This window comes from Pseudoselenomonas ruminantium (genome assembly GCF_900113715.1).
In the GTDB taxonomy this organism is placed as follows: domain Bacteria; phylum Bacillota; class Negativicutes; order Selenomonadales; family Selenomonadaceae; genus Selenomonas_A; species Selenomonas_A caprae.
In genome coordinates this window covers 15592-26838 of the sequence record NZ_FOQK01000021.1, presented here as the reverse complement: position 1 = coordinate 26838, position 11247 = coordinate 15592, and the positions used below count along the sequence as shown (strand labels likewise).

The following is an 11247-nucleotide window of genomic DNA, read 5'->3' as shown; positions in this document are numbered from 1 at the left end:
CGGGTTATGGATGTCTTTTTGTTTTAGGGAGGAATTTTTTATGACCGATGAATTGTTTGCCAGGACACCGATACCGAAGGCGTATATGACGCTGGCCCTGCCCGTCGTCATGAGCATGGTGGTGCAGCTCGTCTACAGCATGGCCGATACGTTCTTTATCGCCTTGACGGGGGACACGGCCTTGATTGCGGGCATATCGGTCTGTACGCCGCTCTTTACGCTGCTGCTGGCCTTTGGCGACCTGTTTGGCCTTGGCGGCAGCTCGGTGATTGCGCGGCTCTTTGGCGCTGGGCGCAAGGCGGATGGCAAACGGCTAAGTATTTTCTGCTTTTATGGGTCAATCGGCTTTGGCATCGTGGCAGCAAGCGTACTGCTATCCCTGCGCGAACCGATGCTGGCGCTCCTGGGGGCGAAGGGAGAGGTCATACCGTATGCGGCGGCATATTATTCGTGGTTTATCGCTGGCGCACCGTTTGTGATTTTCTCACTGGTGCCGACGAATCTCTTACGTACGGCCGGCTGCCCGAAAATCTCGATGAATGCTTCCATCCTCGGTGCCGCTGTCAATATCGCGCTGGACCCTGTGCTGATTTTCGGGCTTGAGCTTGGCGCAGCTGGTGCGGCGCTGGCAACGGTACTGGGCTATATCTGTGCGGATATCTATGCCGTGTGCTATATCCGCCGTCATTGCGCAGAGCTTTCGCTTGATTTGCCAGCACTGCGCATCAGCTGGCACGAGGTGGCTGGTATATTTTCGATTGGCCTGGCAGCAGCTGTGACGAATTTTACGCAGACTTTTGGCATTGCCCTGACGAACCGCAGCCTGCTGCCCTATGGCAGTGAAGCGATTGCCGTCATGGGCATCGTCATGAAAATCATCATGATTGTGGCTCTGGTGATCGTGGGGCTGGCTTTCGGCGGGCAGCCGCTTATCGGTTATACCTATGGCGCTAAGGACAAAGCGCGCATGAAAAAGGTCATTGCCTTTGCTTTGCAGGCCGTAATCGGGACAAGCGTAGTGCTGGCTTTGGGACTCGCGTTTTTTGCCCGGCCGGTCGTGCATGTTTTCCTCGCGCAGCCGGCGCTTATCGAGCAGGGGGTTACGATGCTTTACTGGCAGCTGCCGGCCATTATCTTCATGGGCATCGGCCTGGTGCTCATCTGCACGTTCCAGGCCACAGGCAAGGGGCTGCCCGCGCTTATGCTGTCCCTTTGCCGGCAGGGTATCGTCTATGCTCTGGCACTAGCTGTCCTGCCCTTGTGGTTTGGCTATACGGGCGTCATTGCCGCTCAGCTGGCGGCCGATATCGTGACGGTTGTCATTGCGGCCGGTTTATACCGTATTTGTCTGGCAAAGTGACAGGCAGGAATCCGTAGTTTTTTAGGGAATTATAGTAGGCGAAGGGGGGAAAAACCTATGAATAAGTCAGGCATGATACTGCTGGTGCTATTGGCAGTGGCGGTCATCGGGGGAATCGGCACATATAATTCGGTCAAGAGTGCGCGTATCGCCATCGATGCCCAGTACGGGCAGGTGGAAAACCAGATACAGCGGCGCGCCGATTTGATTCCCAATCTCGTGGCAACAGTCAAAGGCTATATGCAGTATGAGGAAAAAGTATTGACCGAAGTGACGGCTGCCAGAGCGCAGGTGGCGGCAGCCACCTCGGGCGAGGAGATGGCAGCTGCCGATGCGCAGCTTACCGGGGCTTTGGGACGGCTGCTGGCAGTTGTGGAAAACTATCCGGCACTCAAAGCCGATGCGCATTTTACGGAGCTCATGCGTGAGATTTCCGGCTCAGAAAACCGCATTGCCGTGGCCCGCCGCGATTATAATGCGGCCCTCCGCGATTACAACGTTACCATCGGGACTTTTCCTGGCAATATCATGGCCGGGATGTTAGGCTATCAGCCCGTCGCGCCTTTCGCGGCTGATGAGGCGGCCCATGCAGTGCCGCAGGCAGCCTTTTGAAGCGGGGGCACGCCTGCCTTGGCGTTTGGTTGCTTATGCTGCTGCTGCTCGTGCCAAACCTTGCGGCAGCGGATATCCCTGCGCCGCCGGCAAAGGATATCTATCTGACAGATCAAGCGCAGATGGTGCAGGCTGAGGACAGGCAGAAAATCCTTTCAATCGGCGAAGATCTCAATCAGCGTTTTGGCGCGCAGCTTGTGGTCGTGACAGTGGATACGCTGTCTGGTGAGGATATCGAAGCGTATGCCAACCGCTTGTTCCGCGCCTGGGGCATTGGCGATGCGCAGAAGAACAATGGCGTGCTGCTGCTCATTGCCAAGGATGACCGCAAGTTCCGCATCGAAGTCGGCTATGGCCTGGAGGGAGCGATTACCGATGGTTTTGCCGGCGAAGTGCTCGATGGGATGACGCCGAAGTTCAAAGACGGCGAGTACTCGGCAGGGATAAGCCAGGCCTATCAGCGGCTGGCCCGGAAAATATACAAGGAGTACGAGGCAGTACCACCGGAAAGTTTGCAGTTGGCAGATGAGGAGGAAGAGTGGGATCTTATCGATTACGTCATTGCCACGGTCTTTGTGCTGGTGATAGCCGTCTTTGTGATTTTCTTTGGCCCCATCACCAGTTTCCTGGCTTCGCTGGCTCTCATGGTGCTGTTTTTCATCGGCAATGTGCTGCTCTATATCATATCGCTGGGACATTGGGGCAGCCTTTCCTTTGGCGGCGGTGGCCCAAGCTCTTCACGTGACAGCAGTGATTCTGACTACGACAGCTCCAGCAGTTCGGATTCCGATGATTCCGGCGGCTTTGGCGGTGGCAGCTCCGGGGGCGGCGGCGCCTCGGGGGGCTGGTGAATAAGGAAAAAGAGGAAGATGGATCGAGCTGCTTCATGCTTCCTTTTTTTTGACTGCTCGTGCTGCCGCGCTAGAGCCATGGGGGAGAGGTCCAGAGTCATTTTCTCACCAGCTGAGCCGGGGACAAAAAGGGGAAAAGCGTCAGCCCTTGCTGTCAGATGCGTTGCGCAAAAGTAAAATTGACGATACCAAACGAAGATGATAGAATTTATAAGTAGCAATATTAGTGATAATTGTTAGATATTTCGCAATCAAAGGGAAGAAGGTACATGGATCGAATCAATCAGCATACGGCTCCGGTTTATGAGGCACTGCTCGAACTGCGCAAGCGGCGGGTGGTTCCTTTTGATGTGCCCGGGCATAAGCGTGGGCGCGGCAATCCGGAGCTGCTCGATTTTTTGGGTGAGAAATGCGTAGGGGTCGATGTCAACTCGATGAAGATGCTCGACAATTTAAGCCACCCGATATCTGTCATCCGCGAGGCCGAGGAGCTTACCGCGGATGCTTTTGGTGCGCAGCATGCGTTCTTTATGGTCAACGGCACGACCTCGGCCGTGCAGGCGATGGTGCTGGCGACAGTGCGCGCTGGCGACGAGATACTGCTGCCGCGCAACGTGCACAAGAGCGTCATCAATGCGCTGGTGCTCTGCGGCGGCATCCCGGTCTATGTGCCTGTGCGCGTCAATCATCAGATCGGCATCGCGACGGGCATGGCCCTCAGTGACGTGGAAAAGGCCATCCGCGAGCATCCGCGGGCCAAGGCCATCTTTGTCAACAATCCGACCTATTACGGCATTGCCTCGGACCTCAAGGGCATCGTGCGTGCCGCCCATGCGGCAGGCATGAAGGTGCTGGTCGACGAGGCCCATGGCACCCATCTCTACTTCGGCAAGAACCTGCCGATTTCGGGCATGGCAGCTGGCGGCGACCTGGCTGCTGTGTCGATGCACAAGTCAGGCGGCAGCCTGACCCAGAGCTCCATCCTGCTCTGCGGTGAGGGCGTCGATGCCGAGTATGTGCAGCAGATCATCAACCTCACCCAGACGACCAGTGCTTCGTATCTCCTGATCTCGAGCCTTGACCTCTCACGCCGCAACCTTGCCCTGCATGGCTGCGAGGCCTTCGAGAAGGTCAGCTCCATGGCCGAGTATGCCCGGTCGGAAATCAACGAGATCGGCGGGTTCTATGCCTATGGCCGTGAGCTCATCGACGGCGACAGCGTCTATGACTTCGATGTGACGAAGCTGTCGGTTTTCACGCAGGGCATCGGTATGACGGGCATCGAGGTCTACGATATGCTGCGCGATGAGTATGACATCCAGATCGAGTTCGGCGATATCGGTAATATCCTGGCCTACATCTCGATTGGCGACCGCATCCGCGATATCGAGCGCCTTGTCGGCGCGCTCGAGGATATCGCGGGCCGCTTCGCCAAGGACAAGCGCGAGCTCTACTGCGGTGAGTTTATCGCCCCCGAGCTCGTCATGAGCCCCAAGGAGGCCTTCTACGCCAAGGGTGAGCGCCTGCCGCTGAAGGATACGGTGGGCCGCATCTCGGGGGAGATGCTCATGTGCTATCCGCCGGGCATCCCCATACTGACGCCGGGCGAGCGCATCACCGAAGAGATACTTACCTATATCGAATACGCGCGGGAAAAAGGCTGTTCCCTGCAGGGAACGCAGGACCCGGAGTGCCGGGAACTGCGCATTTTGACGGAAACTTGACAAGTCAGCCTGACATGTCAAGTTGACCGGTCACTTTGACTTGTCAACAGGGGAGGAACCGAAGCAATGGAAATATGGTTTTCACAGATGGATACGGAAAACGTCAAGACTTCCGTGCGCGTGGATAGACAGCTGTTCTCCAAGCAGAGCGAGTATCAGCGGATCGATGTCTTTGAGTCCAACGAATTCGGCCGCATGATTGTGCTGGACGGCGAAATCATCTTCTCGGAGGCCGACGAATTCATCTATAACGAAATGGTGGTGCACGTGCCCATGGCCGTCCATCCCGAGGTCAGGAATGTACTGATTATCGGCGGTGGCGATGGCGGTGTGGCCAAGGTGCTCACACAGTATCCCGAGATCGAGTCCATCGATGTGGTCGAGCCCGATGAGATGTTCATCGAGGTGTCCCGGGAATTTTTCCCTGAGACGGCCAAGGGCTTTGATGATGCACGCGTCAAGATCACGAATATGGACGGCCTGCGCTTCCTGCGCCGCTGCCGTGACAAATACGACCTCATCATCAACGATTCTACCGATCCCTTCGGCCATACCGAGGGGCTGTTCACGCGGGAGTTCTATGGCAACTGTTACCGGGCACTGCATGATGATGGCATCATGGTCTATCAGCACGGCAGTCCCTTCTACGATGAGGATGAGGCGGCGTTCCGCGCAATGCACCGCAAGGCCTATCAGAGCTTCCCGGTGAGCCGCGTCTATCAGGCCAGCATCCCGACCTGCCCGGCAGGTATCTGGATGTTCGGCTTTGCATCGAAGAAATACCATCCGCTCAAGGATTTCGATGCCAAGCGCTGGAACAAGCGCGAATTGAAGACTTGGTATTATACCACCCATTTGCATAAGGGCGCCTTCATGCTGCCCAAGTACGTAGAGGATATCCTGTCAGAGGAGGAGACGAGAAAATGAGCAAATTGATGATTATCGGCTGTGGCGGTGTGGCAAGTGTTGCCATCCATAAGGTGTGCCAGAACGATGGCGTTTTCGATGAACTGCTGATTGCCAGCCGCACGGTGTCCAAGTGCGATGCCCTGAAGGAGAAACTGCAGGGCCAGACGAAGACGAAGATCACGACGGCGCAGATCGATGCCGATGATGCCGAAGCCTTGACGAAACTCATCAAGGAGTACCAGCCCGATGCCGTCCTGAATGTGGCGCTGCCGTATCAGGACCTCACGATCATGGATGCCTGCCTGGCAGCTGGTGTCGACTACATCGATACGGCGAACTTCGAGCCCGAGGACACCGAAGACCCCGAGTGGCGCAAGATTTACGACAAGCGCTGCAAGGAGCTGGGCTTCTCGGCTTACTTTGACTATTCGTGGCAGTGGGCCTATGAGGACAAGTTCAAACAGGCCGGCCTTACGGCCCTTTTGGGCACGGGCTTTGACCCGGGCGTCACGTCGGTCTTTGCGGCCTATGCCAAGAAACATTACTTCGATACCATCGACACCATCGATATCCTCGACTGCAATGGCGGCGACCATGGCTATGCCTTTGCCACGAACTTCAATCCCGAGATCAACCTGCGTGAGGTCTCGGCACCGGGCTCCTATATGGAAAACGGCAAGTGGATCGAGATCCCCGCTATGAGCATCAAGCGGGAATACGACTTCGAGGGCGTGGGCAAGAAGGATATGTACCTGCTGCATCATGAGGAAATCGAAGCCCTGGGCCGCAACATGCCAGAGGTCAAGCGCATCCGCTTCTTCATGACCTTTGGCCAGAGCTATCTGGACCATATGCGCTGCCTCGAAAACGTCGGCATGCTTTCGACGACGCCGATAAACTACAACGGGCAGGAAATCGTGCCGATCCAGTTCTTGAAGGCACTGTTGCCGGATCCGGCGTCCCTGGGCCCGCGCACGAAGGGCAAGACGAATATCGGCTGCATCTTCACGGGCAAGAAGGATGGCAAGGAGCGCTCCATCTACATCTATAACGTCTGCGATCATCAGGAGTGCTTTAAGGAAGTTGGCTCCCAGGCCATCTCCTATACCACGGGCGTGCCGGCGATGATCGGTGCGATGCTCGTCGTGACCGGCCAGTGGAAGAAGCCGGGCGTATTTACCACCGATGAGTTCGATCCCGACCCGTATATGGAAGCCCTCAACAAATGGGGCCTGCCCTGGAAGGTCGTAGAGAATCCGGTGCTGGTTGACTGATAGGGAATGAAAGCATGTCCATAACAATCAAGCAGGTGCCGACGCCGGCCTATGTGGTCGACGAAGGGGCACTGGAAAAGAACTTACAGATATTGAAGGACGTCAAGGAGCAGGCTGGCTGCAAGATCCTTCTGGCCCAGAAATGCTTTTCGATGTTTGCCGAGTATCCGCTGATCGGCCGCTATCTCGATGGCGCCACGGCCAGCGGTCTCTACGAGGCAAGGCTCGGCCATGAGGAGATGGCAGGCGAGAACCATGTGTTTTCGCCTGCTTACCGGCCCGAGGAGATCGAGAAGATTGCGGCCATCTGCGACCATGTCATCTTCAACTCCTTCAACCAGCTGCGCCGCTTCGGGCCGCTGGTCAAGCGCATCCAGGAGATGCGCGGGGTGGAGCATGGCATCGGCCTGCGCATCAACCCCGAATGCTCGACCCAGGATCATGCCATCTATGATCCCTGTGCGCCGGGCTCGCGCCTCGGCGTCACGGCGGAGGCCTTTGCAGAGGCTGTGTCGGCCTCTCCTGAGCTTTTTGATTTGCTCGGCGGCCTGCACTTCCATACCCTCTGCGAGCAGGACAGTCCGGCGCTGGCGAAGACGCTGGCTGCAGTGCGTGAAAAGTTCGGCAGCTGGCTGAAGCGCGGGAATATCTGCTGGCTCAATATGGGCGGCGGCCATCATATCACCCGTGAGGATTACGACCGCGGGCTGCTCATCGAGCTGGTCCGGAAGGCCAGGGAGGAATATGACGTCGATGTCTATCTGGAGCCGGGCGAGGCCGTAGCACTCAATGCCGGCTATCTGGTGACCGAGGTGCTCGATATCGTCGAAAATCACGGCACGCAGATCCTAATACTCGATGCGTCAGCGGCCTGCCATATGCCCGACGTGCTGGAGATGCCGTACCGGCCGCCGCTCAAAGACGCCGACGAGGCGGGAGAGAAAGCCCATACCTACCGGCTGTCCTCGTGCACGTGCCTGGCGGGGGACATCATCGGCGATTACTCCTTTGACCGGTCCATCGCCAATGGCGACCGGCTCTATTTTGAAGATATGGCCATCTACTCGATGGTCAAGAACAATACCTTCAACGGCATGGCGCTGCCTGCAATTTGGCGCATGGATAAAGATGGCGCCTGTACGCTGGTGAAGAAGTTCGGCTATGAGGATTTCAAGGGAAGGCTGTCGTGATATGTTGATAAGAAATACTACGCCCACCGCGGATGGCTTTCATATGCCCGCGGAGTTTGCCCCGCACGCGGGCACGTTTCTGATCTGGCCGGTGCGCCCTGGCTCCTGGACCCATGGCGGCCGGGACGTACAGCCGGTGTTTGTGCGGCTCATCGAGGAAATCGCGGCCGTCGAGGAGCTCTATCTGCTCGTCGATGACGCGCATCGCGTCCAGGCGGAGGCGATGCTTTCCCATCTGCCCCAGCAGCATATCCATTATCTGCCGATACCCACGGACGATGCCTGGGCGCGGGATATGGGGCCGACCTATGTGGTGGACGGCCGGAAGCGCCGCGGCATCAATTGGCGTTTCAATGCCTGGGGCGGCGACGTCGACGGCCTGTATCCCGACTACGCCCGGGATGATGCGGCGGCACCGCTGATGGCAGCGGCGCTGGGGGATACCTGTTACGATGCCGGGGACTTCGTGCTCGAGGGTGGTTCCATCCATGTGGATGGCGAAGGCACAGCGGTGGTGACCGAGGCCTGCCTGTTGAGTGCGGGACGCAATCCTCAGCTTACCAAAGGGCAGATTGAGCAGAAGTTGAAGGACTATCTGGGCGTAACCAAAATCATTTGGCTGCCCCGTGGCATCTACAACGATGAGACCAACGAGCATGTCGATAATGTCTTTGCCTTTGTCCGGCCTGGCGAAGCCGTGCTGGCCTGGACCGATGACGAAAAGGACCCGCAGTATGCACTGAGCCAGGCTGACCTTGCCGTTCTCGAAGGGGAAACGGATGCCAAGGGACGCCGGCTGGTGGTACACAAGGTGCCCATTCCTGAGCAGCCTGTCTGCATCACGGCCGAAGAGGCAAACAGCTTTGCCTTTGCTGATGGCGAAGATATGCGCGAGCCTGGCGAGCGCCTTGCGGCCAGCTATGTCAATTTCTATATCTGCAACGGCAAGGTCATCGTGCCGCAGTTCGGCGATCGGATGGATGCGGAGGCTTTGCGCATCCTGGGCGATTGTTTCCCCGAGCGCAAGGTCGTGGGGCTGCCTGCCCGGGCTGTTATTGTCGGCGGGGGTAATTTCCATTGCCTGACCCAGCAGATACCAGCAGTATGATTTGATCAACGAGGTGATTCGATGCGAAATGTGACCGTAGCTGCCGTGCAGATGCAGATGACGGCTGACGTACAGGAAAATATCCAGAAGGCCGATGCACTGGTGCGGCAAGCGGCGAAGCAGGGGGCCAATGTCATCCTGCTGCCCGAGCTTTTCGAGCGGCCCTATTTCTGCCAGCAGCGGCAGTATGAATTCTATGACTTTGCCACAACGGCCGAGGAAAATCCGGCGGTGCAGCATTTTAAGCAGGTTGCCCGCGAGCTTGAGGTCGTACTGCCCATCAGTTTCTATGAAAAGGATGGCACGCGGCTCTTCAACAGCATTGCGATGCTGGACGCCGATGGCAAGGTCCTCGGCATCTACCGCAAGACCCATATTCCTGACGACCATTACTACCAGGAAAAGTTCTACTTCACGCCGGGCAATACAGGCTTCAAGGTCTGGACGACCCGCTATGGCAAGATCGGTGTCGGCATCTGCTGGGACCAGTGGTTCCCCGAGGCGGCCAGGGCCATGGCCCTCTTAGGCGCCGAGCTGCTGCTCTATCCGACGGCCATCGGCTCTGAGCCCATCCTGGGGGCGGACAGCATGCCCCATTGGCGCCGCTGCATGCAGGGCCATGCGGGCTGCAATCTCGTGCCGGTCATCGCGGCCAACCGCGTCGGCGTCGAAGAAGTCAAGCCCTGCGAAGAAAACGGCGGCCAGTCGTCAGCGCTGAGCTTCTACGGTTCATCGTTCATCGCTGATAACACCGGCGCACTGGTAGCCGAGGCCAACCGCAGTGACGAAACGATACTCACCGCAGTCTTTGACCTTGACCAATGCCAGCAGGACCGCCAAAGCTGGGGCGTCTTCCGCGACCGCCGGCCGGAACTCTATGGCGAGCTGGTCAAATAAATAGCCACAAAATATCAAACGGGCAGCCTGACAAGTCAATTTTTGACAAGTCAGGCTGCCCGTTTGGTGCATTTTGTTCGCGTAAGGTTAGAAGTTTGTTTTTTTATAGGCAAGACATAAAAGACAAGTTCATTCAACCAACATAGCTTTTAGGACAGCATTGGCAATGTATTGCATTCCTTTATCGCTGGGATGAGTAGCTGCGGCGGCAGATACTTTTATGGTGTTGCCATCTTTACCAAGGCATTCATTTCCTTCCTTTGATTGGTATTCTTTGTTATTGATTATCGCACTAATGTCAGCGAAGGGACAATTTGTATTTTGTGCAGCTGTTTGACGGATGGTGTTTCTCTCTTTATCCCAGAAGTCACCGATAATGATGATTTTTGCTTTGGGGGCTTTTGCGTGGACATACGCAATAAGGCTTTCCAAATCTTGTTCGAAGGTAGTTTTATCAGCGACATTTTCACCAAGCTGAATAGTAACAAGATTAAGCTTATCGCTCAAATATACATCAAGTAAATCGAGGCAGAAGTTTCTGTCGTTACTACGTTCCCAATCTGCATAGTTATAAGGATAGGCTACAACTTTTCCTTGTGTATTTTCTAGCTCTTTAACAATTAGATGGAAATAATCATTATCGGGACGAGTAGAGCAGATGCCTCGCCCCCAATTGCCATTTATAAGCGTTAGGCTGTTTCCTATAGCAAAGTAGTTGAAGGAGTCATCGGTGTAGTCGGTTGTATATTCGTAATAATTGTTGGCTTGTTGCTGTTTCTCTTTTAAATAGGAAACAGTGGCACCCATAGATTCGAGCCGAACTAAACGTTCGTTTTGGCTTTTTTCATGTTTAATAAATTTGCTGGCTAATAAACCGCCGATAGTAAGTAGTATGATTATGAGAAAAAAGATAAATGGTTTCTTTTTATCCATTACTAATGCGATCCTTTCGGTATTTTTTCGAATTGACATTCAGTGAATGTCAATTCGTTTAAAATTATAGCACATAATATGCAAAATGACAATCACTGAATGTCAGCGCATAGGAGTGGAAAAGGAATGTTTATTAATAAGGCTGCTGATGGAGCAAATAACATTTGCGGGCGAAATGTCAGCATATTTCGTAAAGAGTTAGGGTTGTCTCAACGAGAATTAGCTGATCGTTTGCAGGTAAACGGCTTAGATGTGGATAAAAATGCTATTCAGAGGATAGAGGCTGGAAAGCGGTTTGTAACAGATATTGAATTAAGTTTATTGGCAGCTGTATTTTCTAAGAGTGCAGATGAAATGCTAGCAGATTAAAAGTGATATCAAGGAATACA

Annotated in this window: 11 protein-coding genes; 10 read left to right on the top strand and 1 reads right to left on the bottom strand. The window is 55.2% G+C overall.

The annotated features are described in order from the left end of the window. Positions 1-40: 40 nt before the first annotated feature. The 9 genes from BM181_RS10940 (at position 41) to aguB (ending at position 9925) form a co-directional block, all read left to right on the top strand. Positions 41-1360: an MATE family efflux transporter gene (locus tag BM181_RS10940; RefSeq protein ID WP_075444884.1), complete on the top strand. Its 1320-nt coding sequence runs from the start codon at positions 41-43 to the stop codon at positions 1358-1360. 57 nt (positions 1361-1417) lie between these two features. After that, the gene (locus BM181_RS10935) at positions 1418-1972 is read left to right on the top strand and encodes a LemA family protein (RefSeq protein WP_075444882.1); all 555 of its coding nucleotides are present in this window, start codon (positions 1418-1420) and stop codon (positions 1970-1972) included. Beyond that, positions 1969-2823, top strand: coding sequence for a TPM domain-containing protein (locus tag BM181_RS10930; protein WP_256211361.1), 855 nt, complete (start codon positions 1969-1971; stop codon positions 2821-2823). Before BM181_RS10935 ends, BM181_RS10930 begins: the two co-directional genes overlap by 4 nt. Positions 2824-3092: 269 nt before the next feature. Next, on the top strand, positions 3093-4547 hold the full coding sequence (locus BM181_RS10925) for an aminotransferase class I/II-fold pyridoxal phosphate-dependent enzyme (RefSeq protein ID WP_075444878.1): 1455 nt from the start codon (positions 3093-3095) through the stop codon (positions 4545-4547). Between the two features lie 66 nt (positions 4548-4613). Then, the gene (speE, locus tag BM181_RS10920; protein WP_075428110.1) at positions 4614-5474 is read left to right on the top strand and encodes a polyamine aminopropyltransferase; all 861 of its coding nucleotides are present in this window, start codon (positions 4614-4616) and stop codon (positions 5472-5474) included. Then, the gene (locus tag BM181_RS10915; protein WP_075444876.1) at positions 5471-6730 is read left to right on the top strand and encodes a saccharopine dehydrogenase family protein; all 1260 of its coding nucleotides are present in this window, start codon (positions 5471-5473) and stop codon (positions 6728-6730) included. Before speE ends, BM181_RS10915 begins: the two co-directional genes overlap by 4 nt. Positions 6731-6744: 14 nt before the next feature. Next, a complete protein-coding gene (gene nspC / locus BM181_RS10910; RefSeq protein WP_218150118.1) occupies positions 6745-7920 on the top strand; it encodes a carboxynorspermidine decarboxylase in 1176 nt (391 codons plus the stop codon). A 1-nt stretch (position 7921) separates the two neighbouring features. Beyond that, a complete protein-coding gene (gene aguA / locus BM181_RS10905) occupies positions 7922-9028 on the top strand; it encodes an agmatine deiminase (RefSeq protein ID WP_075444874.1) in 1107 nt (368 codons plus the stop codon). Between the two features lie 21 nt (positions 9029-9049). Further along, positions 9050-9925, top strand: a complete 876-nt coding sequence (gene aguB, locus BM181_RS10900; RefSeq protein WP_075444872.1) for an N-carbamoylputrescine amidase — start codon at positions 9050-9052, stop codon at positions 9923-9925. A 129-nt stretch (positions 9926-10054) separates the two neighbouring features. Here the strand turns inward: aguB and BM181_RS10895 are convergent, their stop codons facing one another. Continuing rightward, positions 10055-10858, bottom strand: a complete 804-nt coding sequence (locus BM181_RS10895; RefSeq protein ID WP_075444870.1) for an SGNH/GDSL hydrolase family protein — start codon at positions 10856-10858, stop codon at positions 10055-10057. A 126-nt stretch (positions 10859-10984) separates the two neighbouring features. Here BM181_RS10895 and BM181_RS10890 point away from each other — a divergent pair, with 126 nt between their 5' ends. Beyond that, the gene (locus tag BM181_RS10890) at positions 10985-11227 is read left to right on the top strand and encodes a helix-turn-helix domain-containing protein (RefSeq protein WP_075444868.1); all 243 of its coding nucleotides are present in this window, start codon (positions 10985-10987) and stop codon (positions 11225-11227) included. Positions 11228-11247 lie beyond the last annotated feature (20 nt).